The organism is Curtobacterium sp. MCPF17_050 (assembly GCF_003224435.2).
Taxonomy (GTDB): Bacteria; Actinomycetota; Actinomycetes; order Actinomycetales; family Microbacteriaceae; genus Curtobacterium.
Window position 1 is genome coordinate 2,087,497 of record NZ_CP126250.1, and the last position, 25,948, is coordinate 2,113,444.

General features: G+C 71.9%; 26 protein-coding genes and 1 tRNA gene. 12 read left to right on the forward strand and 15 right to left on the reverse strand.

What is annotated here, in order from left to right; genetic code table 11:
- Positions 1-12: 12 nt before the first annotated feature.
- The gene (locus tag DEJ34_RS09890; RefSeq protein WP_110900608.1) at positions 13-663 is read left to right on the forward strand and encodes an IMPACT family protein; all 651 of its coding nucleotides are present in this window, start codon (positions 13-15) and stop codon (positions 661-663) included.
- 169 nt (positions 664-832) lie between these two features.
- On the opposite strand, the gene DEJ34_RS09895 is transcribed toward DEJ34_RS09890, so the two are convergent.
- Positions 833-908: transfer RNA gene (locus tag DEJ34_RS09895), tRNA-Lys, on the reverse strand.
- Between the two features lie 113 nt (positions 909-1,021).
- Here DEJ34_RS09895 and bcp point away from each other — a divergent pair.
- The gene (gene bcp, locus DEJ34_RS09900) at positions 1,022-1,492 is read left to right on the forward strand and encodes a thioredoxin-dependent thiol peroxidase (protein WP_110911067.1); all 471 of its coding nucleotides are present in this window, start codon (positions 1,022-1,024) and stop codon (positions 1,490-1,492) included.
- A gap of 85 nt (positions 1,493-1,577) precedes the next feature.
- Here the strand turns inward: bcp and DEJ34_RS09905 are convergent, their stop codons facing one another.
- A complete protein-coding gene (locus tag DEJ34_RS09905; protein WP_110911068.1) occupies positions 1,578-1,997 on the reverse strand; it encodes a hypothetical protein in 420 nt (139 codons plus the stop codon).
- A gap of 265 nt (positions 1,998-2,262) precedes the next feature.
- Between DEJ34_RS09905 and DEJ34_RS09910 the strand changes: the two genes are divergently transcribed.
- Together DEJ34_RS09910 and DEJ34_RS09915 are read left to right on the forward strand one after the other, a co-directional pair.
- A complete protein-coding gene (locus DEJ34_RS09910; RefSeq protein ID WP_022904217.1) occupies positions 2,263-2,511 on the forward strand; it encodes a WhiB family transcriptional regulator in 249 nt (82 codons plus the stop codon).
- 264 nt (positions 2,512-2,775) lie between these two features.
- Complete coding sequence (locus DEJ34_RS09915) at positions 2,776-3,309, forward strand: GNAT family N-acetyltransferase (protein ID WP_110911069.1); 534 nt, start codon at positions 2,776-2,778, stop codon at positions 3,307-3,309.
- 34 nt (positions 3,310-3,343) lie between these two features.
- Here the strand turns inward: DEJ34_RS09915 and DEJ34_RS09920 are convergent, their stop codons facing one another.
- The 3 genes from DEJ34_RS09920 to DEJ34_RS09930 form a co-directional block, all read right to left on the reverse strand.
- The gene (locus tag DEJ34_RS09920) at positions 3,344-3,538 is read right to left on the reverse strand and encodes a hypothetical protein (protein WP_110889903.1); all 195 of its coding nucleotides are present in this window, start codon (positions 3,536-3,538) and stop codon (positions 3,344-3,346) included.
- A gap of 227 nt (positions 3,539-3,765) precedes the next feature.
- Positions 3,766-4,593 (reverse strand): hypothetical protein, encoded by an 828-nt coding sequence (locus tag DEJ34_RS09925; protein ID WP_146236888.1) that lies wholly within the window; start codon positions 4,591-4,593, stop codon positions 3,766-3,768.
- 69 nt (positions 4,594-4,662) lie between these two features.
- Positions 4,663-5,358 (reverse strand): DJ-1/PfpI family protein, encoded by a 696-nt coding sequence (locus tag DEJ34_RS09930; RefSeq protein ID WP_110911071.1) that lies wholly within the window; start codon positions 5,356-5,358, stop codon positions 4,663-4,665.
- A 33-nt stretch (positions 5,359-5,391) separates the two neighbouring features.
- Here DEJ34_RS09930 and DEJ34_RS09935 point away from each other — a divergent pair, with 33 nt between their 5' ends.
- Entirely contained in the window at positions 5,392-5,667 is a 276-nt protein-coding gene (locus DEJ34_RS09935; protein WP_220032807.1) for a cytidine/deoxycytidylate deaminase family protein, read from the forward strand.
- A gap of 23 nt (positions 5,668-5,690) precedes the next feature.
- Here the strand turns inward: DEJ34_RS09935 and DEJ34_RS09940 are convergent, their stop codons facing one another.
- Positions 5,691-6,368, reverse strand: a complete 678-nt coding sequence (locus tag DEJ34_RS09940) for a ribonuclease FAU-1 family protein (protein ID WP_110911072.1) — start codon at positions 6,366-6,368, stop codon at positions 5,691-5,693.
- A gap of 55 nt (positions 6,369-6,423) precedes the next feature.
- A complete protein-coding gene (locus DEJ34_RS09945) occupies positions 6,424-6,948 on the reverse strand; it encodes a tetratricopeptide repeat protein (RefSeq protein ID WP_110911132.1) in 525 nt (174 codons plus the stop codon).
- A 180-nt stretch (positions 6,949-7,128) separates the two neighbouring features.
- On the opposite strand from DEJ34_RS09945, the gene DEJ34_RS09950 reads away from it, so the two are divergent.
- Positions 7,129-7,560, forward strand: coding sequence for a hypothetical protein (locus tag DEJ34_RS09950; protein WP_146236889.1), 432 nt, complete (start codon positions 7,129-7,131; stop codon positions 7,558-7,560).
- A gap of 363 nt (positions 7,561-7,923) precedes the next feature.
- Here the strand turns inward: DEJ34_RS09950 and DEJ34_RS09955 are convergent, their stop codons facing one another.
- The gene (locus DEJ34_RS09955; protein WP_110911074.1) at positions 7,924-8,139 is read right to left on the reverse strand and encodes a hypothetical protein; all 216 of its coding nucleotides are present in this window, start codon (positions 8,137-8,139) and stop codon (positions 7,924-7,926) included.
- A gap of 77 nt (positions 8,140-8,216) precedes the next feature.
- Positions 8,217-9,728, reverse strand: a complete 1,512-nt coding sequence (locus DEJ34_RS09960; RefSeq protein WP_110889909.1) for a sensor histidine kinase — start codon at positions 9,726-9,728, stop codon at positions 8,217-8,219.
- Positions 9,729-10,082: 354 nt separating this feature from the next.
- On the opposite strand from DEJ34_RS09960, the gene DEJ34_RS09965 reads away from it, so the two are divergent.
- Positions 10,083-10,577 carry an Rv3235 family protein gene (locus DEJ34_RS09965; RefSeq protein ID WP_146236890.1) on the forward strand — a complete coding sequence of 165 codons (495 nt, stop codon included), beginning with the start codon at positions 10,083-10,085 and terminating at the stop codon, positions 10,575-10,577.
- A gap of 278 nt (positions 10,578-10,855) precedes the next feature.
- Here DEJ34_RS09965 and secA read toward each other — a convergent pair whose 3' ends face one another.
- The 6 genes from secA to mtrA all read right to left on the reverse strand — a co-directional run bounded on the left by secA (position 10,856) and on the right by mtrA (position 19,694).
- Positions 10,856-13,636: a preprotein translocase subunit SecA gene (secA, locus tag DEJ34_RS09970; protein ID WP_110824484.1), complete on the reverse strand. Its 2,781-nt coding sequence runs from the start codon at positions 13,634-13,636 to the stop codon at positions 10,856-10,858.
- Between the two features lie 157 nt (positions 13,637-13,793).
- The gene (gene hpf, locus DEJ34_RS09975; protein WP_258365945.1) at positions 13,794-14,516 is read right to left on the reverse strand and encodes a ribosome hibernation-promoting factor, HPF/YfiA family; all 723 of its coding nucleotides are present in this window, start codon (positions 14,514-14,516) and stop codon (positions 13,794-13,796) included.
- Positions 14,517-14,663: 147 nt separating this feature from the next.
- Positions 14,664-15,332: a phosphoribosyltransferase family protein gene (locus DEJ34_RS09980; protein ID WP_181422217.1), complete on the reverse strand. Its 669-nt coding sequence runs from the start codon at positions 15,330-15,332 to the stop codon at positions 14,664-14,666.
- Between the two features lie 308 nt (positions 15,333-15,640).
- Entirely contained in the window at positions 15,641-17,350 is a 1,710-nt protein-coding gene (locus DEJ34_RS09985) for an LpqB family beta-propeller domain-containing protein (RefSeq protein WP_110911077.1), read from the reverse strand.
- A complete protein-coding gene (gene mtrB, locus DEJ34_RS09990) occupies positions 17,347-19,011 on the reverse strand; it encodes an MtrAB system histidine kinase MtrB (RefSeq protein ID WP_258365944.1) in 1,665 nt (554 codons plus the stop codon). Before mtrB ends, DEJ34_RS09985 begins: the two co-directional genes overlap by 4 nt.
- A 5-nt stretch (positions 19,012-19,016) precedes the next feature.
- On the reverse strand, positions 19,017-19,694 hold the full coding sequence (mtrA, locus tag DEJ34_RS09995; protein WP_110824488.1) for an MtrAB system response regulator MtrA: 678 nt from the start codon (positions 19,692-19,694) through the stop codon (positions 19,017-19,019).
- Between the two features lie 273 nt (positions 19,695-19,967).
- On the opposite strand from mtrA, the gene DEJ34_RS10000 reads away from it, so the two are divergent.
- Genes DEJ34_RS10000 through DEJ34_RS10020 form a run of 5 tightly spaced genes read left to right on the forward strand, consistent with a single transcriptional unit; the run spans position 19,968 to position 25,924 of the window.
- On the forward strand, positions 19,968-21,236 hold the full coding sequence (locus DEJ34_RS10000; protein WP_110911078.1) for a glycerophosphoryl diester phosphodiesterase membrane domain-containing protein: 1,269 nt from the start codon (positions 19,968-19,970) through the stop codon (positions 21,234-21,236).
- Positions 21,233-22,036: a DUF4129 domain-containing protein gene (locus DEJ34_RS10005; RefSeq protein WP_110911079.1), complete on the forward strand. Its 804-nt coding sequence runs from the start codon at positions 21,233-21,235 to the stop codon at positions 22,034-22,036. Before DEJ34_RS10000 ends, DEJ34_RS10005 begins: the two co-directional genes overlap by 4 nt.
- Positions 22,033-23,409 (forward strand): DUF4350 domain-containing protein, encoded by a 1,377-nt coding sequence (locus tag DEJ34_RS10010; protein WP_110911080.1) that lies wholly within the window; start codon positions 22,033-22,035, stop codon positions 23,407-23,409. The genes DEJ34_RS10005 and DEJ34_RS10010 overlap by 4 nt, the downstream gene beginning before the upstream one ends.
- Positions 23,406-24,401, forward strand: a complete 996-nt coding sequence (locus DEJ34_RS10015) for an AAA family ATPase (RefSeq protein ID WP_375342312.1) — start codon at positions 23,406-23,408, stop codon at positions 24,399-24,401. The genes DEJ34_RS10010 and DEJ34_RS10015 overlap by 4 nt, the downstream gene beginning before the upstream one ends.
- Complete coding sequence (locus DEJ34_RS10020; RefSeq protein WP_258368285.1) at positions 24,401-25,924, forward strand: DUF58 domain-containing protein; 1,524 nt, start codon at positions 24,401-24,403, stop codon at positions 25,922-25,924. The genes DEJ34_RS10015 and DEJ34_RS10020 overlap by 1 nt, the downstream gene beginning before the upstream one ends.
- Positions 25,925-25,948: the final 24 nt, after the last annotated feature.

Genomic DNA, 25,948 nt, shown 5'->3' on the forward strand with positions numbered 1-25,948 from the left:
ACCCTCGGACGGGTGTCCCGCCGGTACCCCGCTTCCATCGCCGGCCCGGTCGAGCACGAGATCGTCGTGTCGCGCTCCCGGTTCGTCACCCTCGCGCACCCCGCCGCGGACCCGGCGGCGGCGGAGGCCGTCATCGCGGACGTCCGCCGTCGCTCGTGGGACGCCCGGCACCACTGCACCGCGATGGTCACCGGCGTCCGCGGGGACCAGGCCCGGTCCTCCGACGACGGTGAACCGTCGGGCACCGCGGGCGTCCCGATGCTCGAGGTCCTCCGTCGGCGGGACCTCACCGACGTCGTCGTGGTCGTCAGCCGGTGGTTCGGCGGCGTGAAGCTCGGTGCCGGTGGGCTGGTCCGGGCCTACTCGACCTCGGTGTCCGAGACCCTCGACCGGGCGGAGGTCGTCCGCCGCGCCGCCCGGACGCAGGTGACCGTGGCGGTCCCGCACGCCGACGCGGGACGGGTGGACAACGCCCTGCGCGCGTGGGTGCAGCGGCACGACGCCACCTCCGGCGCGACGGTCTACGGCGCCGAGGCGACGTTCGAGGTGTGGGTGCCGAGCGACGGGATCGCAGCACTCCGGGCGGAGTTGGCGGCGGTGTCGTCGGGCGGGCTCGACGCGGTGGTCGGCGAGGAGCGGGTGGTGGAGCTGTCCGACGGGTGACGCAGCGCCGGCACCGGGACCGGGACCGGCACCGGAACCGGAACCGTCCGATCAGGATGGCGCCCGGAACCGGGTCGGGCGTGTCGGGCACGACGGTCTCGCGAGGCACGGGGCGTGGAACGCCGGTACGACGACGAAGACCCCGACCGGATCGGTCGGGGTCTTCGGTTGGTGCACCCCCTCGGACTTGAACCGAGAACCCACTGATTAAGAGTCAGTTGCTCTGCCAATTGAGCTAGAGGTGCGTGGTGTTGAGTTGTCCTGCCGCTTCGGCGTGCGCCCCGCGACGGGAATCAACAATAGCATGACTTCTGCGTGCCGTTGACCACTCGCGGCACCGGACGAACAGGAGCCCCACTTGAGCGACCGTCTCGCCGCCGGCGACACCGCCCCCGACTTCGCCCTCCCCGACCAGGACGGCACCGAGCACGCACTCGCGGACCTCCGCGGACGGAAGGTGATCGTGTACTTCTACCCCGCGGCGTCCACCCCGGGCTGCACCACCGAGGCCTGCGACTTCCGCGACAACATGTCGTCGCTCCAGGCCGCCGGCTACGAGGTCCTCGGCGTCTCGAAGGACGAGCTGCCCGCCCTGCAGCGCTTCCACTCCGAGCAGGCGCTGAGCTTCCCGCTGCTGAGCGACCCCGATCTCGCCGTACACCGCGCGTACGGGGCATGGGGTGAGAAGAACAACTACGGCAAGATCGTCACCGGCACCATCCGGTCGACGATCGTCGTCGACGAGGAGGGCCGCGTCCAGCTGCCGCTCTACAACGTCAAGGCCACCGGCCACGTGGCGAGCCTGCGGAAGAAGCTCGGCCTGGTCTGACGGCCCGCCTCCCGGTGCTGCTCGGGCCCGTCGCCGCACGCTCCCGGCGTCGCTCGGGCAGGTCGCCGCTCAGTCCCGGCGCCGCTCAGTCCCGGCGCACGAGTGCCGCGGTCACCGGCCGGCTGAGCACGAGCGTGATGCCGAGCAGCGCCGGGATGAGCAGCGCCCACCCGACGGACGCCACCCGCGACTCGCCCTGGAACGCCCCGATCGCCAGGGCGCCCTGCAGGACCTGCCAGACGACCACACCGCTGCGCACCCAGGCGCGGCCGCGGCGGAGTCCGGCCACCATCGCGCCGAGCCACACGGTCGCGAGCACCGCGAGGACGAGCAGGGCGATCCCGGACGCGATGCCCGCTGCCGGGGTCGTGAGGAGTTCGACGAGCAGGAAGACCGTCACGGCGGCCATCGCGAGGAACTCGAGCCCGACGACGGCGACGAGCACGAGGAGTGCAGCGGGCCGCCTCCGGGGGACGAGTTCGTCGTCCGTGGTGGTGTCAGGCACAGCGATCCTCCAGCAGTGAAACCCTTGATTTGGCCATACCAGTATGGAACGATGTCCGAGGTCGTTTGGACGGCACGATGTGGTGTACGTCTCCCGTGGTTCGACGCTCCTCCCCCGAGCGTTCCGCGGGCGTCGAACTCTCCCCGCGCGGGCTCCTCCCCCACAGGAAGCCTCCCGTACGTCACATGAGCATGTGCAGAGTCCCGATCCCCCGAGTCACGGCCGCGGCCTGCCGTTCGAGCATCTACCGCAAGGAGCACCACACATGGACTGGCGTGACCAGGCTGCCTGCCTCACCGCAGACCCCGAGCTCTTCTTCCCCGTCGGGAACACCGGCCCGGCCGTCGACCAGATCGAGAAGGCCAAGTCGGTGTGCGCTCGGTGCACCGTGACCGAGATGTGCCTGCAGTACGCCCTCGAGAACAACCAGGACTCCGGTGTCTGGGGCGGCCTCAGCGAGGACGAGCGTCGCGCGCTCAAGCGCCGCGCCGCCCGCGCCCGCCGCGCCTCCTGACCGCGCGCACCTGACAGGAGAGCCCGCCATCCCGAGGGGTGGCGGGCTCTCCTGCGTCCGGCCCGTGACATTGTGCCGCAGGGGCACCGCGGGACGCCTGGAGGCCCGCACCTCGTTGTCGGCTGCCGACCAGTCTGTCCCGACCCGCGCTGCGAAGCACCCGCCACAACGCCGTTGTCCGGCACCGCTGCCAGATCACTTGTCCTGACGTGAGCAGCGTCCCGGCAGACGACGGTCGACCGAGCGATCTGCAAGGCTCGGGTCATGTCGTGGCCACAGGCTGATCCCTTGGATTCGGATCGTCTCGCCCTGGAACCGCTTGCCGTCGAACACGCAAGCGAGATGGTCACCACCCTGGCTCCACCAGAGCTCTACCTCTTCACCGGCGGCGAGCCACCGACCCTGGACGAACTGGGCGCACGGTACGGCCGCCAGTCCCGGGGCCAGTCTGAGGACGGCAGCGCGGGCTGGTTGAACTGGATCGTCCGCCCTGCCGGCGGCGGACCCGCCATCGGCTTCGTGCAGGCCACCCTCCGTCGAGAGACGGCCGGCCTCGTGGCAGACATCGCCTGGCTGGTCACGCCACCCCAACAGGGTCGCGGGATCGCCGTGGAGGCGGCATCCACCGTCGTGACTTGGTTACGCTCGGTCGACGTGCGGCACATCAGGGCTTCCATTCATCCCGACCACACAGCTTCCGAACGCGTCGCGCGCCGGACCGGGCTTGCACCCACGACCGCTCTCATCGACGGCGAAGTTCTCTGGGAGGTCTTCTTGCCTCCGGCCGCTGAGCACTGACCCCGTCCGATGGACGATCGGCGAGTGAGCCGCCTCACCGTCGGCGTAGCCCTCGGATGAGCAGCGCGGTGGACACCAGCATCACTCCCGAAAGCAGCAGAGTGCCGCCGAGGATGGCTACCGGTGTACTCCCGGCGCTGACAAGCACGAACACACCGATGATGGCGAGTGGGGCACCGATGAGCAGGCCCACGAGGTCGGCGGCTCCCTGCTGTTGCGGGTTGTTCACAGGGTCAGGCCATCGGTGGGCGACAAGGGGCATGCAATCCCTGAGTCCAGTCCCGATAGCCGTTGGACCACCGAACGCTGGCTCGGTCGCTCTTGATCGTTCCGGTAGAGAATCGCCTGACGGGACGGTGCACTACTCGGACCTCTGACCACACGGAAGCCGGATTCGAGGGCGACAGGTGCAGGTGAATGTGCGGCCGGTGGTTGAGCGTGCAGTCATGCCTCCGACTAGGGCTTCGCCCCATTCCCGAACGACCCGTGCAGCGTCGTCCCGGCGAACACGGTTCCGTCAACAACCCCGTGTACCCGCGCGAGCGTGGCGTCGTCCGCCGGGGAGACCCCGATCGTCAGCGAGCCGTAGTCGATGCGCATCGTCTGCGGAATGGTCGCCTCGAGTCCGGTCACGCCTGGAGTGGCCGCGAGCGTGGCCGATCCGGACGCGACACCGAGGGCGGTTTCGTCAGGGATCTGCTGGTCGAACGTACCCGAGTAGGTGACGGTGGTCAGAACGTGTCCCGGCCCGGCCGGCACCTGCAGCGTGAGGGTGACACCGGTCCAGGCAATCCGCTCCGCCATCGCGACCGGAACCGCGGACGCTTCCGACGGGGTTGCGTCCGGGTCCATCGTGACCTCGAAGGCGCTCGAGAACGAGTGCGTCTCGGTTGCACCGATTGGGGGTGTGGGACGAGCCGAGGGCGTGGGTACCGGCGGGAGCGTGGGATCGTCCGGGGAGACACCGCCCATCGGCGGCGGTGCGGCCGGGCCGGCATCGCGGTTGTCCCATGCGTCGAGGCCAGGGGGCGTGACGTCTGTTCCGTCGGCGGCGGTGTAGCGCTGGTGCAGCTCGATCCGGTTCGTCGCGCTCGCGACGCCGGGGCTCGCCCGCACGGTGCGGAGCGCGTCGTCGAGCGTGGACGCGACCTGCGGGTCCAGCTGCGGGACCGCCGCCGCCGCCGTGGCGGAGGAGGCTGTGCCTCCCGGCCCGGCTGCGCACCCCGTGACCGAGACGAGCGTGATCACGAGGGCTGCGGTGACGGCGGCGGTTCGCTGGAGCATCTTCCGACGGTACGGGCACAGACGACCCGACGCATCGACCATTCGGCGTAGGTCGTGTGGAACGATCGGCTATCGCGACGCCAGTCCTAGTCGGGATGCCGCTTGGGCGACGACTGGTCCTCGTCGGAGTCGAGCGTCTGCAACGGCGCGCTGAACCTGAGCCGGATCGGCCTCCGGACGCGTTGGTGATCCAGCGTCGAACGGAGGGTGAGGGTCGTACTCCATGGTCAGTTGAACGGCACGGGCTGTGGCTTCGTCGTACACCTCAGCGGCGACAGTGAGGGCGAAGTCGATGCCGCTGGTCACCCCGCCCCCCGTGATGACTCGACCATCACGGACCACCCGCGCATGCTCGGGCACAGCTCCGATGGTCTCGAGCAGCGAGTGGGACGCCCAGTGCGTCGTCGCCCTCTTGCCGATCAGCAGCCCTGCGGCACCGAGCACGAAGTCTCCGGTACACACGCTGGTGACGTAGCGTGCGTGCTCAGCCTGCCGCGTGACGAAGTCGATGGCTCGCTCGTCGTCGAGCAAGTCGAACGCACCCTGCCCTCCCGGGATCAAGAGCACGTCCGCCTGTGGTGCTTCGTCGAACGTCGCGGTCGGCACGATCGCGAATCCCGCGTCGGTGTCGATCGGTTCGCGGTCGTGCCAGGCCAGGTCGATGGTCGCACCGGGCAGCCGTGAGAAGAGCTGCACCGGACCGGTCAAGTCGAGCTGTGTCACGTTCGGGAACAGCAGCGCGACGAATCTGACATGGGTGCTCATGTATACATCCTCGCTAGACCGCGGAGATCCCGGATGCCGATCCCCTACCGGAACGCCCGCGCGCCCTGGTGTCGAAGCATGTTCGGTGCCCTTCCGCCCTCTGCCGCCGTCCTCACAGACACCGAACTGACACACGTGGTCGCCGTGGGCAACCACGGCCGGGGCGTCAAGAGGCCGTGTGGTCGCGACCGCCAGGTCCTCGCTGACTACCACCCTCACGTGCGCGTCATCCTGCCCGGGCCTGACGGGAGCGTGACCGCGAGCGACCTGCTGCCGCTTGCCTTCGATCACAGCGCCGAACAGGTCTGACGAAGCGTCCGTAGGGGGATCGTCTACCGGACTGCATCCCACCCGGCTGGCAGCTGCGGGGCGACCCAGCTCGGTTGCGGCGTCCACTCGGACCAATCCGCATCGAACGGGAACGAGCCGGCGTGCACGGCAGCGGTGGCCTTCTCGCCTGTGCGTTCGATCATCAGGCGGTCTGCTTCGGAGACCAGGCCCTGGTCGGCGTAGAAGGCGAGTTCGTCTTCGTCCTTGTACCGAACCGACCAGCGACCCTCAGGGTGCCGACGTGCGACGACATCGAGAGTCCAGTCCTGACTGTCGAAGCCCATCGAGGTTCGCACCCACGGCAGCTCGAGGTTGATGTACCAGTCCGGGAGCCACTGCTTCCCGTCGTGCCAGCGCCACACCGACCACGCTGCCCCCTTCGGATGCACGCGAACCACCGGCGCTCCGAACCAGCTGTCCTCGACGTAGGAACCATCCCAGTCGGCGGGGAGGACGAGCCTTGCGTTCGGCCCGCTCCCGACACCAGCTCGACGGCGAACTGCGGCACCGACCGAACTCGTGACCACAGAGACGTCGTCGTCATCGACGAGCACTCGACCCGCGACCGCGAACGAAACCGCCCGGCCCCCGGAGCCGAAGGTGTGCAGACTACGGAGGGCTACGGATTCACCAACACGGAACGGTTCGCTCCACACGTCTCTTGCAACGTCGTCGTGCATCCGGTGATGCTCTCACAGCAACGATGGCGCCTCACCCGTCCCGGTAGCCGATCCCCTACCGGGCGTCCGAGTGAGCGTCGTCTTCTGCGTCCAGCGAGGCCAGGTAGTCGGCGTTGCCGCGCAAGGCCGGCTTGTACCGGTCGAGTTCCGGGGCGTGCACGTGCTCCGCGAGGAGCACGAGCAGGCTCGCGAGTGCGGTGTTCGGCCGGCCAGCGGCGAAGAACGTCAAGGCCTCGAAGGCCCTGAGGGCGACGGACTCAGGGAACTCAGCCCGCGCCCGCGCGAAGGCCCGTAGCGAGTCGTCGATCCGGCCGAGGTTCCGGAGGGTGCTCCCGTACTGGAGGTAGCAGCGGCGACGAACGTCTCCGGCGAGCCCTCTTTCCATCGCTCGCTGGTAGAAGCTGAGCGCCGTCGCCTCGTCCCCCGCCGTGTCGTACGCGCCACCGAGCTCGTAGAGGACCCGAGGGTTCTCCGGGTGCTCGTCGTAGATGGGAAGCAACGCGTCGATGGTCGGTCGCATGTCCTCGCGGTTCGGGGCGGCGAAGATCGCGTCGAGCTGCGTCTCCATTGCATCAGACATGGTCAGCAGCTCTCCCTGATTCGAGCAGTCGGGCGACCGCGACGACACAGTACCGGTCGTCTCAACGGCTGGTCGTCCAGCGGGAACCAGGACCCGCCCTCCGCGACGAGAGGTCGGGCGACCCCGATCCCCGAGACTCGGGGGAGATGGGTCGGGTTCGGCTAGGTTCCACTTGTGGGGATGAGGCAGCGAACGCGCATCGTGCTGGTTGCATCGATCGCGCTGCTGACGATCGTCGGAGCCGCTGTAGGGGTGCGTGTCTGGTACGACACGAATCAGCGTGAGAAGACAGACGCGGCCTTCACTGCGATGCGCGTCGTTGATCAGCGCATCGATCTTCGGAGCGTCATTCCGGATGCGAGACGCACCGAGACCGGTGTTGCGGTCCGGCCCCTGGGCGCGGGGCCGGGTCCATCCATCAACTACGCGTTCGACGCAGCGGCGACGCCAGACTGGAAGGCGCGGGTCGGCAAGCGGATGGAAGCCGCCGGATTCGGCGAGAACGGGGAGCCCTGGTTCACTCAGGTGGGCGACGAGCCCGTGTCCGTGACGATGTCCGGTGCGACCGCCGGAGGCGGCGGGCCAGTTTACTTGGTGATATCCACGTCGTGAGATGGAGCGCTGACCTTCACCGTGTTCGGGCCCACGTAGGCGCGTAGCGGATGCGTCGCCGGAGAGCTTGAAAAGCCCCGCCGAGATGTCGCACACCGATTCGCGGAGCGGTTCCGCAGGGTCTCTGGCAGCACGCCATCGTCCTACCTGACGCACTGGCGATGGTCCGCGCTCAGCGCGCACTCCGCGACCCTGACGTCCGCGTGATGGCTCTCGCCACCGACCTCGGCTCCGGCTCGGAAAGCGCATTCAGCAGTGCCTTCGAACGCGAAGTCGGCCGATCGCCTCTCCACTACCGCCGCCAGACGACGGCGTCTCCGTAGCCGATCTTGCTGCCGGACTCACGCCGGCGCCGTATCGCTTTCAGCCGAGCAGTAGTCCGAAGCCGAGAAGGAAGGCGAACGGCGACAAGACGAAGAGGAGAACGACGAGGGCGATGGTCGCGGCCGTCACCGTGGCGACGCTCCCAGTGACGAGGGACAGGAGGCTGGCGAGGCCGACCGTTCGCCCCACGTCGCCGCCGGTTGCGACGGTGGTGGTCGCCTCCTCGAGGAGGTCGCGCATCGGGTCGTCGGTCATGGTGCAAGAGTACGGAGAGGATGACGCACGGCCGACCGAGTGCGGGCCTCCAGGCCGTCGCGGGCGACCGCGAGCGCTCAGGCGGTCGCTGCCGGTGCCGCCGTGAGCCAGCGGAACGGGATCGAGATGGTCACCTCGGTGCCGCTGCCCGTGAGGGTGTGCCAGTCGATCGTGCCGCCGAGTTCGCCCTGGATGAGGGTGCGGACGATCTGCGTCCCGAGCCCCGACCCGACCTTGCCCTCCGGCAGACCGACGCCGTTGTCGCGGACCTGGATCTCGATGTGGTCGTCGTGCCGGTTCGCCACGATCTCGACCTCGCCGTCACGCCCGTCGAGCCCGTGCTCCACGGCGTTGGTGACGAGTTCGGTGAGACCGAGCGCGAGCGGGGTCGCGGCCTCGGACGGCAGCACACCGAACTCCCCCGTCTTCTTCGGGTGCACGGTCGTGTTGTGCGACGCCGCGACCTCGGTCACGAGCTTGAGGACCGAGTCGAACACCTCGTCGAAGTCGACGGTCTGGCTGAGCCCCGTCGACAGGGTGTCGTGCACGACGGCGATGGCGGCCACGCGCCGCATCGCGTTCTGCAGGGAGGTCCGCGCCTCGTCCGAGTGCGTGCGCCGGGCCTGGATCCGCAGGAGGGACGCCACCGTCTGCAGGTTGTTCTTGACGCGGTGGTGGATCTCACGGATCGTCGCGTCCTTGGTGATGAGCTCGCGCTCCTGGTGCCGCATCTCGGTGACGTCGCGGCAGAGGACGACGGCGCCGATGCGGTCACCGTGGTCGCGGAGCGGGATCGACCGGAGGGTCACGGTGACGCCCTTCGCCTCGATGTCGGCCCGCCACGGAGCGCGGCCGGTGACCACGAGCGGCAGGGACTCGTCGACGTCGAGCTGCGCACCGAGCAGCTCCGTCGTGACCTCGGCCAGGGACTTGCGCTCGAGTTCGCCCTCGAAGCCCATCCGATTGAACGCGCTGAGACCGTTCGGGCTCGCGAACGTGACCACGCCGTCGGTGTCGAGGCGGAGGAGACCGTCACTGGCACGGGGCGCACCACGGCGGGGGCCAGCGGGTGCGCCGAGGTCCGGGAAGTCGCCGGTGGCGATCATGCCGAACAGGTCGTTCGCGCTCGCGGTGAAGTTGAGCTCCTGACGGCTCGGCGTCCGCGACTCGTCCTGGTTGGAGTGGCGGGTCACGACGGCGATCGGCCGCTCGGTGGTCTCGGCGCTCTTCGCGGTCAGGCGTCGGAGCACCGGGATGGCGCGGACGCGGGTCGGAGTGTCCTCGTACCAGTCGGGCTCGGCCGAGTCGACGACGCGGCTCCCGGTGAAGCTCTGGGTGACCTGGTCGCGCCACTCCTCACGGATCTCCTGCCCGACGATGTCGCGGTAGAACAGCGTCGCCGCCGAGGACGGCCGGGCGTGGGCGACGGCCACGAAGGACGACCCGTCGGCGGTCGGTACCCAGAGGACCATGTCGGCGAAGGACAGGTCGGCCAGCAGCTGCCAGTCGCCGACGAGCAGGTGCAGCCATTCCACGTCGGCTTCGGAGGAACGGCCTTGTGCGAGGACGAGGTCACTGAGGGTCGACACCAGCCAAGTCTAGGTGCGCCGCTGTGTGGAGACGGCGCACTCTCCACAGGCAACACCGCTCGGCGAAATGTGATGTTGCACGGCCCATACGCTCAGCCCTGGAGAAAGGGGGCCGGGGTGACGGACACGGCGCAACGCATCGACGAGGAGCCGGTCGGGAGGTACGACCAGACCGAGGAGGACCGGAGGGACCGCCATCGCGCCGAGGACGACGGGACGGGCGGCACCCGCGCCGTGCCCCCCTCCTCCTCCTCGAGCGTCGTTCGGACGGTCGGCCCCGGGGCGGACGTCGGCACGGATGGGACCGACGCGGCCGTCGGCACGGCCGGGACCGGGGCGGTTCGGAGTCCGTCCGTGACCGGAGCGGTCCTCGGTGCGTCCGAGACCGGAGCGGCCCTGGATCCGTCCGGAATCGCGGCGGTCCTGGATCCGTCCGGGACCGGGGCTGCGCCGGGCTCGAACGAGTCGCATGCGGCTGTCGGTGCGGGTGGCGGCGGCGCGGGCACGGACCTCCCGGACGCCGGCGAGACCGCGCGGTCCCTCGCCCTGTGCGTCGCCGAGATCCTCACCGGCGCCCGGGAGGTCGACACCATCTCGCGGTGGATCACCGACGAGGTGCACCGACACCTGCAGCACCGGGCGGCGGTCGCGGCGCGTGCCCGGTCGGTGTCCCGCCACGCACGGCAGCGTGCGGTCATCCGGGTCGGCGGCGTCGTGCTCGACGGACCCCGGGACGGCGTCGCCGAGGCGGCCGTGGTCGTCCACACCCGGAGTCGCGCCCGGGCGGTCGCCATCCGGCTCGAGGTCCGCAACGGTCGCTGGCGGGCGACCGCGATCGGGGTGCTCTGAGTGCGCGGAGCCGGGCGCGTCGAGCAGGGTCGACGTCGATCTTCCTGCCGGGCCAGACGCCGCTGCCGGTCCCCGACGCTGGGGAAGGTCCCCGACGCCGGTGCAGGTCTCCGACGGCGGTCCCGAGCCCGCTCCCGGTGCCGGTCCCACGCCCGGCGCCGGTCCGGGTGTCGGCCGCCCTGCCGGTGCCGGTGCAGGCGCTGGCGCCGGCCCCGGGAAGACGGACGGGAGGCCCGGTACCAGCTGGTACCGGGCCTCCCGTCGTGTCGTACGGGCCGTCAGCCCTTCTTGGCGGCCGCCCGGCGTTCGGCGCGGTTGTTCGCGTCAGCCTGCCCGGTGGCGGTCGCGGCGGAGCCGAAGGCCGAACCCCGCTCGGGGGCCGCCGCTTCCTGCTCGGCCTGCTCGCGCTGGGCCCGCGCCGTGGCTGCCTGCTCGAGGCGGCCGGCCTCGTCGCGGACCTCGACCTCGCCGTCGATGGACGGCGCCGAGTACTCGAGTCCGGCGTTCTCACCCTCCTCGCCGAGCCCCTTCGCCTCGATGACGGCGCTGTCGCCGTCCGACTGGACCTGCACCTCGAGGTTGAAGAGGAACCCGACCGACTCCTCGCGGATCTGGCCCATCATCGTCTGGAACAGCGCGTAGCCCTCGCGCTGGTACTCGACGAGCGGGTCACGCTGCGCCATCGCGCGGAGGCCGATGCCGTCCTTGAGGTAGTCCATCTCGTACAGGTGGTCGCGCCAGCGGCGGTCGATCACCGAGAGGACGACGCGACGCTCGAGCTCACGCATCGCCTCTTCGCCGAGGGTCTCCTCGCGCTTCTGGTAGGCGAGCTGGGCGTCGGACAGGATCTCCCGCGCGAGGAAGTCCCGCGTGGCCTTGCCCTTCGAACCGGCCTCGGTGATGACCTCGTCGATGGTGATCGAGATCGGGAACAGCGTGCCGAGCTCGGTCCACATGGCGTCGAGGTCCCAGTCGTCCGGGGAACCCTCGCCGGTGTGGGTGTCGATGACGTCGTCCACGACGCTCTTCAGGAACGACTGCGCGCGCTCGTGCAGGTCGTCGCCCTCGAGGATGTGGCGGCGGTCGCTGTAGATGGCCTCGCGCTGGCGGTTCAGGACGTCGTCGTACTTCAGGACGTTCTTGCGGATCTCGGCGTTCCGGCCCTCGACCTGCGCCTGTGCGGAGCGGATCGCGCGCCCGACGAGCTTGTTCTCGATCGCCAGGTCGTCCGGCACGTTGCCGCGGCCCATGAGGCTCTCGGCGGCACCGGAGTTGAACAGCCGCATGAGGTCGTCGGTCAGCGACAGGTAGAAGCGGCTCTCGCCGGGGTCACCCTGACGACCGGATCGGCCACGCAGCTGGTTGTCGATGCGGCGGGACTCGTGCCGCTCGGTCCCGAGGACGTAGAGACCGCCGGCTTCCCGGACCTTCTCGCTCTCCTCCTCGACGGTGGCCTTCATCGCCGAGAAGACCTTGTCCCACTCGGCTTCGTACTCCTCCGGCGTCTCCGTCGGCGACAGGCCCTTCGCGTGCATCTCCTGCACCGCGAGGAACTCGGCGTTGCCACCGAGCATGATGTCGGTTCCACGACCGGCCATGTTCGTCGCGACCGTGACGGCGCCGGCGCGACCGGCCTGGGCGACGATCGCGGCTTCGCGCGCGTGGTTCTTCGCATTGAGGACCTCGTGCTTCACGCCCTTCTTGGCGAGGAGCTTCGACAGGTACTCGGACTTCTCGACGCTCGTGGTGCCGACCAGGACCGGCTGGCCCTTCTGGTGACGCTCCTCGATGTCGTTCGCGACCTGCTCGAACTTGGCCTGCTCGTTCTTGTACACGAGGTCGGTCTGGTCGATGCGCTGCATCGGGCGGTTCGTCGGGATCGGGACCACACCGAGCTTGTACGTCGACATGAACTCCGCCGCCTCGGTCTCGGCGGTACCGGTCATGCCGGAGAGCTTCTGGTACAGGCGGAAGTAGTTCTGCAGCGTGATCGTGGCGAGCGTCTGGTTCTCGGCCTTGACCTCGACGCCCTCCTTGGCCTCGATCGCCTGGTGGATGCCCTCGTTGTAGCGGCGGCCCATCAGGATGCGGCCGGTGTGCTCATCGACGATGAGGACCTCGCCGTTCATCACGACGTAGTCCTTGTCGCGCTTGAACAGGGCGACGGCCTTGATGGAGTTGTTCAGGAAGGAGATCAGCGGAGTGTTCGCCGACTCGTACAGGTTGTCGATGCCGAGGTAGTCCTCGACCTTCTCGATGCCGGGCTCGAGCACGCCGACGGTGCGCTTCTTCTCGTCGACCTCGTAGTCCTCGCCCGGGGTGAGCCGCGTGGCGATGGAGGCGAACTCGGTGAACCAGCGGTTCGCCTCGCCCGACGACGGGCCGGAGATGATGAGCGGCGTCCGGGCCTCGTCGATGAGGATCGAGTCGACCTCGTCCACGATGGCGAAGAAGTGGCCGCGCTGGACCATGTCGGATGCCTGCCACGCCATGTTGTCGCGCAGGTAGTCGAAGCCGAACTCGTTGTTCGTGCCGTAGGTGATGTCGGCGGCGTACTGCTCGCGGCGCTCGGCCGGCGACTGGCCCGCGACGATGCAGCCCGTGGTCATGCCGAGGGCGCGGAAGACGCGGCCCATGAGCTCCGACTGGTACGACGCGAGGAAGTCGTTGACCGTGATGACGTGCACGCCGCGCGACGGGATGGCGTTCAGGTACGCCGCGGTCGTCGCGACGAGGGTCTTGCCCTCACCGGTCTTCATCTCGGCGATGTTGCCGAGGTGGAGCGCCGCGCCGCCCATCAGCTGCACGTCGAAGTGCCGCATGCCCAGGGTCCGCTTGGAGGCCTCGCGCACGGCGGCGAACGCCTCGGGCAGGAGGTCGTCGAGGGTCTCGCCGTTGGCGTACCGCTCGCGGAGCTCGGTCGTCTCCTCGAGGAGTTCCTCGTCCGTCAGACTCGCGAAGTCGTCCTCGAGGTCGTTGATCGCCGAGGCGTACGCCTTCAGCCGACGGAGGGTCCGCCCTTCACCGATGCGGAGGACCTTCTCCAGCACGTTTGCCACGTGAGCTCCTTACGAAGTCGTCGTGCGCGGTCCGCGCGCCCGATCAGCCAGTCATGCTAGCAACCCGCCGCAGCCCGGCGCTGGGAGCAGGACGAGTGCACGCCGGACAGCACGAGTGCGCACGGTCCGAACGGACCGTGCGCACTCCCGAGCGCTGCTACGCGTTCGCGGAGGTCGTCTCCTCGACCAGGACGTGCTCGCTCCCCCGGGCGTCGGCGCCCGGGTTCTCGTCGATGCCGATGACGCCGTAGTCCCAGCCCTTGCGGCGGTAGACCACGCTCGGCCGGTGGGTCTCGGAGTCGACGAACAGGTAGAAGTCGTGTCCGACGAGCTCCATGTGGTACAGCGCGTCGTCGACCGTCATCGGGGCGGCCTCGAACACCTTCTGACGGATGACGACGGGCGAGTACGCCTGGTCGTCGTCCTCGTGGTCCGCTGCCTGGTCGACGTCGACCACGGGGACGGCGCCCGTGGCGACCTCCTCGATGAGCTTGCCGTCGGCGGGCTCGACCCCCATGCCCTCGAAGCCGGCACCGGCGGCCTCGGCGACGGACGTCGGGCGGTGGCGCCCGCGGTGCACCTTCTTGCGGTCACGAGCCCGGCGCAGGCGCTCGGCGATGCGCGCGAAGGCCAGGTCGAATGCCGCGTACTTGTCCGATGCGGCGGACTCGGCCCGGACGAGCGGTCCGGGTCCGATGATGGTCAGCTCGACGCGGTCCTCGCCCTGCGCCCCGCTGCTCTTCTCGTGGTGCCGACTCAACCGCACCTCGAACGCGAGGGCCCGGTCGGCGAGGGCGTCGATCTTCTCGGACTTCTGCTCCACGTAGGTCCGGAATCGGTCGGTCACTCCGACGTTCCGGCCCGTGATCGTCACGTCCATGGCGGCTCCCATCCACTTTCGGCGGTTCGCCTCCGTCCGGCGAACACCAACGCCTTGCCGTGAGGCTAGACCCTGCCGCCCGAGCGGGTGCTCGCGTCGGGCGGTCGGGCGGGGACACCCACCGGATGCCCAGGGGACACTCGGCGTTCACACCTCGACGCTCGCAACCGCGACGCACCGGACCACACGTCCGCCCGCGGCCCGCACTGCTCGGACCGCCTCGGCCATGGTCACCCCGGTCGTCACGACGTCGTCCACCACGACGACGTCCCGCCCGGCGACGAGCGCGGGGGCGCTGAGGGTGCCGACCGTGGCGGCGACGCGCTCGATGCCGGTGCGCTCCTTCTGCCCGCCACCGCCCCCGTGCGGGTCGGCACCCCCGCGAACGGTCCCCGCCGCCCGGTCCACGCCCGGCAGCGCCGCCGGGACGGCGACCCGTCGGAGGGCGGGGGCTCGCCGCACGCCCGCGCAGCAGAGCACCGTCACCACGGGGTCGAACCCGCGGCGGCGGTGCCCGCGCGCCGACGGGGGCACCCGCAGGACGACCGCGCCCGGCGCCGCGGCGAGCGCCGACCGCACCAGGTCGGCCGTCCGGTCCGTCAGGGGTGCGACGACGTCCACCCGGCCGCGCAGCTTCCACTCGAGCACGAGCGTCCGTACGAGTCCCTCGTACTCGTACGCCGCGTCGAGTCGGACCCCCGCGACGAGCCGGGTCCGTCCGGGGAGGGCCGCGAGCGTCCCCCGGCAGGTGTGGCACAGCGCCCGGTCGGGTGCACCGCACCCGACGCAGTCGACGGGCAGGAGCACGGCGAGCACCGCACTGACGGCGTCACGCCATGGACGGTCCGCGCCGGGGACACGACCGGCGACCGGACCGGGCCCGGCCGGATCCGGAGCGGAGGCACGGCCGACGTCAGGAGCAGGCGCGGGCACGGGCCCAGGTCCGGGTCCAGGTCCGGGTCCGGGTCCAGGTCCGGGTCCAGGTCCAGGAGCGTGCGGCACCACGGACGGCAGCTGTGTGGACGACATGACCCGATGCTCGCCCGGCGGAGCCCCGACCGGATGCGCCGCCCGGCGGACTGTGGACGGGCCTCCCGGCCGGCCCCGCCGTGACGGGGAGGCGCTCAGCGCTGGATGCCGAGGACCTCGGCGTCGACGCCGGTGGTGTCCCACCCTCCGCCGGTCGACTGCAGCACCGACCCGTCGGTCATCCGGAGCAGCAGCGCACCACCGCTCCCCCCGGCGATGGTCGTCGCCCTGCCGCCGGGCTTCGCGAGCGTCTCCGGCTGGCCGCCGACCGTCGTCCGGACGACGCTCGCCCCCGTGCTCGTCCGTCCGACGGACGCGACGTCGAGTTCGTCCACCCAGGTCGCGCTCACCGGGTCGCCAGCCGCGGCCTGGACGCGCACCGGCGGACCGAGGGACGTCGGGGCCCGGTCCGAACCCCTCGTGATCGCGACCACGTACAGGGCAGCACCGTCGTCGGTGTCGAGGAGCGCGAGCGCACGGGTGGAGTCACGGGAGACCTGGAAGGACACGAGCTCCCCCTCCGGCAGGGTCGAGGTGACCTGGTGCGGGTCGCCGCCGGTGCCGTACGCCGTGATCGACCGGGCGTCCGAGCGCTCCGCCACCCACACGAACCCCTGGTCGTCGATCGACGGGGGCACGAGGTCGTCCCGGGTGTCGACCCGGAGCGGGTCCTTGCCGCTGCGCACGACGAACACGCCGTCGCGGTTGCCGACCGCGGCGAGCGTGCCCGAGGCGGACAGCGCGAGCGACCGCGGATCGAGCGCGGCGATCCGGCCGCTCATCCCGCCGCCGAGGCCGGTGACGTCCCCCGTGCTCGGCGTCGCGAAGCCGGCGGCGCCGTCCTGCACGACCAGGGGCCTCGCGTCGACGTCGGGGTTCCGCTGGGCACTCGTGCCGCTCGAGTCCGGTAGGGGCACGGGCACGCTCTCGACGGTGAGGTCGACGGAGGAGACGGTCGCGATGGAGGACAGCGAGTCGGTGAGCTGCTCCCGCATCCGGACCTTGTCGACGGTGGTCGCGCGCAGCGCCTCGCTCGACAGGTCGACCTGGGCGCTGCCGCTCTCGATCGTCACCGCGTTGAGCGAGAGCTGAGTGCCCTCGGGGAAGGACGAGACCACGGTGCCCTCGAGCCACTCCGCGGGGCCGGCGAGGAGCGCGCTGACGATCCGCGTGCTCGTCGAGGACCGGGCGAGGAACCACCGCTCGTCCGGCACGAGGTACCGGTACGTCGGGTCGTAGAAGTAGAGCGCGTGCGGCTGGAACACCGAGACGAAGTTGATCGGGGACAGGATGATCCCGTCGGGGGCGTAGGCGATCCGCCACTCACCGTCCTCCCGCGTGAACTGGAACGTCAACGTCGACGAGGTCGGGCGGACCGCCTGGGTGTACTCGCCGTCCGCGTCGACCGAGGCGCTCGCGCTGAGCGTGTAGGTGAGCTCACGCGTCCCGACCCGCTCGACCTGCCCGTCACCCTGCCGGATCGTCACGCCCTGGCGCGGGTTCCACTTCTGCGAGAAGCCGGCGCTGAGGAACTCGCGGGCGACGGCGTAGTCGTTCTGGGCGCCGGTCGCGGCGTCGATGAACTGGGTGAGCAGCTCGGTCTGGTCGGATCCGGCCTCGGGGCCGGAGGGGCGGTAGTCCACGCCGCCGGACTGCGACTCGTCCGTGATGGACCGCCCTGCGCGGACCGGCCCCTCCTCGGGGATCGCAGCGCACGCCGAGACGGCGAGGAGCGTCACGGCCGCGAGCGCCGTCGCGAGCAGGCGTCGGAGTCGCCGGGCTCCGGGTCGAGCGGTCCTGGTCATGGTCGGTCCTCCGGTGCGGTGGGTCCGTCGTACGACTCGTCGAGTGCGGGCAGCGGGATGGCCGAGGTCGCCGGAGCCTCGTCGGTACGGCGCGGCAGGACGAGCACGAACGCCGATCCCTCACCCGGGCGGGACCAGACGTCGATGCGGCCGCCGTGCAGCTGCGCGTCGCCCAGGCTGATGGCGAGGCCCAGCCCCGTGCCGCCGATGGTGCGTTTGCGGCTGGGGTCGGCCCGCCAGAACCGGTCGAACACCCGGGCGGTGTCCTCGGGCGGCATCCCGACGCCGCGGTCCCGGACCGCGATCGCGACGGAGCGCGAGTCGCTGTCGACCACGACGTCGACCGGGCGGCCGTCACCGTGCTCGACCGCGTTGCCGACGAGGTTGCGGAGCACCCGACGGATCCGGCGGCCGTCGAGCTGCATCGGCGTGTGCCCGCCGGGGCTGGCGAAGCGGAGTTCGATGCCGACCCGTTCGGCGAGCGGTCGGAACTCGTCGACGATGTCGGCCGTGAGCGCGGCCGGGACGACCGGCTCGGTCTCGAGCTCGACGGCCTGGGCGTCGTACCGCGAGATCTCGAGGAGGTCGGCGAGCAACAGCTCGAACCGGTCGACCTGGGCGTGCAGCAGCTCCGCGGAGCGGGCGGCGGCGGGTTCGAAGGCGTGCCGGGCGTCGTAGAGCAGGTCCCCGGCGAGGCGGATGGTGGTGAGCGGGGTGCGCAGCTCGTGGGAGACGTCGGACACGAAGCGCTGCTGCACGCGGGAGAGTTCGGCGAGCTGGGTGATCTGCCGGCTGACCGCGTCCGCCATGTCGTTGAAGCTCCGGGCGAGGGTGGCGATGTCGTCCTCGCCCCGGACCGGGATGCGTTCGTCGAGGCGTCCCGCGGCGATCTTCCGACTCGTCTCGGCGGCACCGCGGATCGGCAGGACGACGAGCCGCACCACGAGGGACGTGACGAGGGCGATGAGGACGATGAGCGCGACACCGCCGATGGACAGCGTCTGCGACACGAAGTCCAGGGTCTGCTGCGCGTCGGACAGGTCGTAGACCAGGTACAGCTCGTACTGGCCGGCGCTCGGGATCTGCAGCGTGGACCCGACGGCGAGACCGGGGCCGCGTCCGTCCGGCCCGTCGAGCCGCACCGGTTGCAGACTGAGTTCGCCGGTGTCCGCGGCGACCCGCTTCCGGAGTTCGTCCGTGATGACGGCGTCGGGGAACCGGGTGCTCGCGACGTTCTGCAGGATCTGCGGGGTCGGTTCGCCGGGTGTCCGCTCGATCGCGATGCTCGTGCCGCCCGGGCTCGTCGTGTTCGAGAGGATCGCGTTCTGCGCTTCGCTCTGCAGGGACTCGAGTTCGGTCTGGTTGTTGTCCTCGGCCGCGGTGGCGGCGTCGAAGATCCCCTGCGCGACGATGGTGGCGCGCGCCGACTCGGCCTCGATCTGGTCGCGACGCTGCGCGTACACGTTGTTCGAGATGCTGACCATGACGGCGGTGCCGATGACCGCGACGGCCAGACCGGTGGTCGCCACGGTGATCGCGACGGACCGGACCATGAGTGAGCGGCGCCACAGGTAGGCGATCCCGCGCCAGACGCGGCGGAGCCAGTACCGGGCCCGCCGGCGCACCCGGCGGAGCGGCACCGGGACCGACGTCGACGGCACGGCCGTCAGCTCTGCGCGCCGGCCCGGTACCCGACGCCGCGGACGGTGGTCACGATGCGCGGGTTGTCCGGGTCGTGCTCGATCTTCGCGCGGAGGCGCTGCACGTGCACGTTCACGAGCCGGGTGTCCGCCTTGTAGTGGTAGCCCCAGACCTGCTCGAGGAGCATCTCGCGGGTGAACACCTGGCTGGGCTTCTCGGCGAGGGCACGGAGCAGGTCGAACTCGAGCGGGGTGAGCGCGATGGGCCGGTCTCCGCGGCGGACCTCGTGTCCGGGGACGTCCACGACGAGGTCACCGACGTGCAGGACGGTCGCGTCCGACGCGGACGGCCGGAGCCGGGTGCGGATGCGCGCGACGAGCTCCTTCGGGTTGAACGGCTTCACGACGTAGTCGTCGGCACCGTTCTCGAGCCCCGCGACGACGTCGGCGGTGTCGCCCTTCGCGGTGAGCATGATGATCGGCGTGCCGCTCTCGGCGCGGATCCGGCGGCACACCTCGATGCCGTCGATGCCCGGCAGCATGACGTCGAGCAGCACGAGGTCGGGCTTCGTGGCGTGGAACGCGTCCACGGCGTCGTTGCCGTCGGCGCTGAAGTCGGCCTCGTAGCCCTCCGAGCGGAGGACGATGCCGATCATCTCGGCGAGGGCATGGTCGTCGTCGACGACGAGGATGCGCGGTGTCATGGGATCGGGACTCCGAGGGGCAGGGCGGGGGTGACCGGGGACGGGCACGCTCCGCTCACGATAGCCGAGCCCTCATCGGCGCACGTTTTCCGACAGGATGGACACGGTCGCCGCGTCCGGCGGCGACCGGACGACGGGGGACGGCGCATGGTCGACGGCGGATGGCACGTTCCGGGGGCGGGGACGCCACCGGAGCAGACGGGCGGGCCCGAGCGCGCGTCCGGCGCACCAGGGTGGCCCGCGCAGGGCGGTGACGGCGGCCCGGGAGGCCCGGTGCACTCCCCCGCGTGGCCGGCGTCCGTCGGTGGGCCGGGAGGCCCGGGGCACCAGCCGCCACTGCTCCCGTCCGTCGGAGGGCCGGATCCGCAGCCCGTCCGCCCGGTCATCCCGCTCCGTCCGCTCGGCCTCGGCGACGTGCTCGCCGGCGCCTTCACGGTCTTCCGCCGCAACGCGCGGGTGCTGCTGCTCTGGGCCGTGCTGCTCTCCGGCGTGCTGGGCCTCGTGTCCACGCTCACCTCGGCCTTCGGGCAGCGCACCCTGCAGTCCCGCATGCTCGCGGCGGTGGACGGCACGGGTGACGCCGACACGATCATCGCGGGCACCGTGACGTTGTACGCCGTCCTGTCGATCGGCCTCCCGTTCCTGGCGTACCTGGCGCGCGGGTTCCTCGTCGCCCCGATCGCGGTCGACACCGGGCAGCGCGTCCTCGGACGGCGCGGCACGTTCCGTGGGCTGTGGGCACTGCTCGCCGGACGTCGGCGATCGGTCCTCGGGTGGATCCTGCTGCAGCTCGCCGGCGGGGTCGTGCTCGGGACGGTCTTCGTCCTGGTCGTGCTCGCGTTCGTGGCCGCCCTGTCCGCCGGTGACGGTGCCGTCGGGTGGTTCGTCCTGACGATCGTCGTGATGGTCCTCGGGTTCGCCGTGCTCGTCGCCTTCTTCACCACGCGGTTCGCCTTCACCGTCCCGACCATCGCGCTCGAGGGCCGCGGGGTCTTCTCGGCCGCCGGGCAGTCGTGGCGCCTCACCCGTGGCGCGTTCTGGCGGACCTTCGGGATCCTGCTGCTCGTGCAGGTGGTGCTGGCCTTCGCGGCGAGCATCGCCAGCATCCCGCTGACCGTCGGGCTCACGCTGTTCTCCGGCGTGTTCGACCCGCTCGGTCAGACCGGATCCTCGACCGCCGGAGGGCCGCCCTCGGTCGGCGCCGTCGTCACGCTCGCCATCGGCAGCCTGCTCGTGATCGCGGTGCAGTGCGTCACGGACGTGCTGACCGCGTCGATCACCACCTTCCTGACGATCGACCGGCGCATCCGGACCGAGGCGCTCGACCAGCGCATCGCCGCGCACCTGGAGACCGGGCAGCCGGCCGACCCCTTCGCGCCGTCGAGCCCCGGCGACCGGCAGTCGTGGTCGCCCCGGCAGGGCTGGCCCCAGCAGCAGGGCTGGCCCGAGCAGCAGGGCTGGCAGCAGCAGGGCTGGCAGCAGCAGGGCTGGCCAGAGCAGCGCTGGCCCGAGCAGCAGGACCCGCCGAGCGGTCGCCCGTGACCGCGGTCGACCCGGACGAGGCCCGCCGCCTGCTCGAGCAGGAGCTCGGCCGCGCCGAGTACCGCGGGGCGCAGGAGACCTGGTGGGACCGCGCCTCCCGGGCCTTCCTCGACTGGCTCGGGTCCCTGCTGCCGGACGGTGGCGGCTCCACCACGTTCGGGCGGACCCTGCTCGTGATCGCGGTCGTCGTGCTCGTCGCCGTCGTGGTGCTCGTCGTGGTCACCCGCGGGCTGCCGCGCCGACGAGCACGGCTGCGCGGCGAGGACCCGGGCGGGGTGTTCGACGACGACGACCTCCGCTCGGCGAGCGCCGTCGCCGCTGCGGCCAGCGCGGCGTTCCGGGCCGGGGACTGGTCGACCGCGGTGCTCGAGGGGTACCGCGCGCTGGCCCGGGGTGTCGGCGAACGGGACCTGGTCACGGTGGTCCCCGGGGCCACCGCCCGTGCCATCGCGGACCGCGCCACGGTGCCGTTCCCCACCCTCGGCACCGTGCTGCGGGACGCGTCGAACGCCTTCGACGCCGTCCGGTACCTCGGGGTCGACGCCGACGAGGAGACCGCCCGCCGCGTGCTCGACGCCTCCGCGGCGGTGCGCGCCGCCCGACCGGTCACGACGGGCGGCCCCGGCGGCCCGGGCGGACACCGCGCTGGCACAGGGACCGGCACCGGCGCCGGCAGCGCTCCCGGCCCGCCGGGTCCCACTGTCCAGGCACGGCCCGCCGACCGGACCGACGCCGACCAGACGGACGCCGACCGGACGGACGCCGACCGGACGGACGCCGACCCGGGGGTCCGCGCATGAGCACCACCGCGACGCCGGCGGCACCGGCCGGAGCGGCTGCCGCCCCGACCGGGCCGACCCCGCGTGACCGTGCCCTGCGCATCGGTGCCTGGGCCGCGGTGGTCGTCGTCGGGCTGCTCCTGGCGGTCCTGACCGCCGCCGTCGGTCCCGGCCAGCAGCCGTCGGACGTCCCGCTCGACCCGTCGTCGACGACGGGCAGCGGCTCGCGGGCACTGGTGCGGGTCCTCGGCGAGCAGGGCACCGAGGTCACGGTCGTCACCGACGCCGACCGGATCGGCAGCGGCGAGGGCACCGTCCTGGTGGACGACTCGGCCGGGGTGCTCGCCCCGTCCGTCGCCCGCCGCATCGCGAGGACCGCGGCCGACGTGGTCCTCGTCACCACCGACCCCGCCGTCCTGGAGGCGTTCGGCCTCGACGCGCGTCCGGCCGGCGCGTCCTCGACGGACACCACGGCGTCGACCGCGTCGTGCGCGATCCCGGCCGCCCGCGACGCCGGGTCCGTCAGCACCGCCGGGGTCACCTACGCGACCGACGACCCCGACGTGGTCCGCTGCGTCCCGTCCGGCACCGGAGCGGACCGTCGGTGGGGCCTCCTCCGCACGGCGACCCCGGCCGGGCACGTCACCGTCGTCGGCACGACGGCTGCCTTCCGGAACGACACCGTGACCCGTGCGGGCAACGCGGCCCTGGCGCTCGGTCTGCTCGGCAGTCAGGAGGACCTGGTCTGGTACGTGCCGACGGCCGGGGGCGCCGACGCCGCTCCCTCGCTCGGCGACCTCGCTCCGCCGTGGGTCCCGAGCGCGATCGGCGTGCTCGGCGTCGTGGCGGTCGCCGCGGCGGTCTGGCGCGGCCGACGGCTCGGCCCCCTCGTGGTCGAACACCTGCCGGTCGTGGTCCGTGCCGCCGAGACCACCGAGGGACGCGCGCGCCTCGCCGTGCGGGTCCGCGACCGGACGCACACGCTCGACACGCTCCGGATCGCCGCGGTCCGCCGGATCGGGCGGCAGCTCGGTCTGCCCCGCTCCGCACACGTCGACGAGGTGGTGCGCCGGACCGCCGCCGTGACCGGCCGACCGGTCGGGCAGGTCGGAGCGGTGCTCGTCGGCGGGCCCACCGGCGACGACCGTGCGCTCGTCGCCGGCGCGACCGCCCTCGACGACCTGGAGGACGCGGTCGGCCTGGCCGTGTCCGGGGACGTGCGCCGAGCCTCCCGGACGGCTCCGCCGAGGACCACCGACGACGCGACCCGCACTCCCCCCACAGGTGCGCCCGCGCGGCGCGGTCCCCGGGACGGCGTCGCCGGCCGGGCCGCACCGCCGACACCCCCGTCCACGACACCGACCCCGCCCACACCACCAGGAGGACGACCGTGACCGACCTGCCCACCACACCCGCACCCGGGCCCCGCTCGGGCGGCGACCCCCTGCGCGAGGTCCTCGGTCGCGTCCGCACCGAGGTCGGCAAGGCCGTCGTCGGCCAGGAGGGCGCGGTCTCCGGCATGATCGTGGGTCTGCTCGCGCAGGGACACGTCCTGCTCGAGGGCGTCCCCGGCGTCGCGAAGACCCTGCTCGTGCGGAGCCTCGCGGCGGCGATGTCGCTCGACACGAAGCGCATCCAGTTCACACCGGACCTGATGCCCGGCGACGTCACCGGCTCGCTCGTGTACGACGCCTCGACCGGGACCTTCCCGTTCCGCGAGGGACCGGTGTTCACGAACGTGCTGCTCGCGGACGAGGTGAACCGGACGCCCCCGAAGACGCAGTCCGCGCTGCTCGAGGCCATGGAGGAACGCCAGGTCAGCGTCGACGGTGCCGCCCGGCCGCTGCCCGACCCGTTCTTCGTCGCGGCGACGATGAACCCCATCGAGTTCGAGGGGACGTACACGCTCCCGGAGGCGCAGCTCGACCGTTTCCTCATGAAGCTCACGCTCGACCTGCCACCGCGCGACGTCGAGTGGCAGGTCCTCCGCCGACACGCCGACGGGTTCGTGGCGCGGGACGTCCGTTCCGCCGGCATCGTGCCCGTCGTCGGCGTCGACGAGGTCCGTGCCGCGCAGCGCGCCGTACGGGCCGTCGGTGCCCGGGACGACGTGCTCGCGTACGTGGTCGACCTGGCCCGTGCCACCCGGCAGGCACCGTCCGTCCGCGTCGGGGTGAGCCCGCGCGGGTCGACCGCGCTCCTCGCCGCTGCGAAGGCCTGGGCCTGGCTGACCGGCTACGACGCCATCACGCCCGACCACGTGCAGGCGATGCTCCTGCCCGTCTGGCGGCACCGGCTCCGCATCGCGCCCGACGCCGAACTCGAGGGTGTCGGGGCGGACGGCGTGCTGCAGCAGGTGCTCGAGCAGGTCCGGGTGCCGATCTAGTGGCCGTCACCGGTCGGTTCGTCGCGCTCCTCGCCGTCGCGATCGTCCCCACCGTGTTGCTCGGCAGCGGGTGGGGCGGTCTCGCGTGGATCGGCCTCGTGGTGCTCGCCGCCGCCGTCGACCTCGTGCTGGCGGCCGACCTGCGGCTGGTGCGGGTGGAACGCCGGATGCCCCGCCTCGCCCGCCGCGACACCACGGCCGAGGGGACGCTGGTGCTCGCCAACGACGGTCGGCGGGTGCTGCGGGCGGTGGTCCGGGACATGTGGGAGCCCTCGGCCGGCCACGGACCGCGTCGGATCCCGATGACCGTGCCCGGAGGCGAGCGCCGCACCGCCCGGATGCGGTTCGCCCCCTTCCGTCGCGGCCGACGCACCACCGCCGGGATCGCGCTCCGGGCAGCCGGCCCACTCGGACTCGCCGCGCGGCAACGGGTCGTCGCTGCGCCGGACGCCCTGGTGGTCACCCCGCCGTTCCGGTCGCGGCGACACCTGCCGTCACGCCTGGCCCGCCTGCGGGAACTCGACGGCGAGACGACCCTGCAGCTGCGCGGGCACGGTACCGAGTTCGACTCCCTCCGCGACTACGTCCGCGGGGACGACGTCCGGTCGATCGACTGGCGTGCCACGGCCCGGCGGCAGGACCTCGTCGTGCGCACCTGGCGGCCGGAGCGCGACCGCCGGGTCGTGGTCGTCGTCGACGCCGGTCGTGCCGGAGCCGGACGGGTCGACGACGAGCCCCGCCTGGACACCGCGATCGAGACGGCGCTGCTCGTCGGGGCGCTCGCCGCCGCTGCCGGGGACCGGGTCGACCTCGTGGTGCTCGACGACACCGTCCGGGGTCGCGTGCACGGCGCCACCCGGGCGGACGTCGTGCAGCGGTTCGGGGAGACCCTGGCCACCGCCGAGCCCGGGCTCCGGGCCACCGATTGGGCGGCCGTCCCGGCGATCGTCGACGCGGTGACGACGCAGCGGGCGCTCGTGGTGCTCGCGACGAGCCTCGACTCGGTGGGCGCGTCCGGCGACCTGCTCGCGGTGCTGCCTGTGCTCGGCCGTCGGCACGCCGTGGTCGTCACGTCGGTCGAGGACCCCGCCGTGGTGCGGATGGCCGCGACCGGTGGGACGACGGACGGGGGCGGGGCGGACGCGGCGGGTCGGCGCGCCGGACGAGACCGGACCGGACGCGACGGGACCGGGCGCGCTGCCAGGGACCGGGCCGGAGACGGAGCCCCGACGGGTCGCCGGACCGGGTCGTCGCATCGGCTCGGCTCGTCACGGCTGGACGGCTGGTCGGTGCGGGACGGCTGGTCAGTGCTGGACGGCCGGTCGGTGCGGGACGGCTGGTCGCGGAAGGACGCGGAGCAGGTGTACCGACGCGCCGCCGCGGAACGGACGCTCCGCGACGCCGACGGCGTCGCGGACGTCGCCAGACGCGCGGGTGCCGAGGTGGTGCGGGGGCTGCCCGAGGACGTCCCACCGCGCACCGCGGACGCGTACATCCGGGCGAAGGCGTCCGGGAGGCTCTGACCCGGTCCGGCGGGCGGGTCGCGA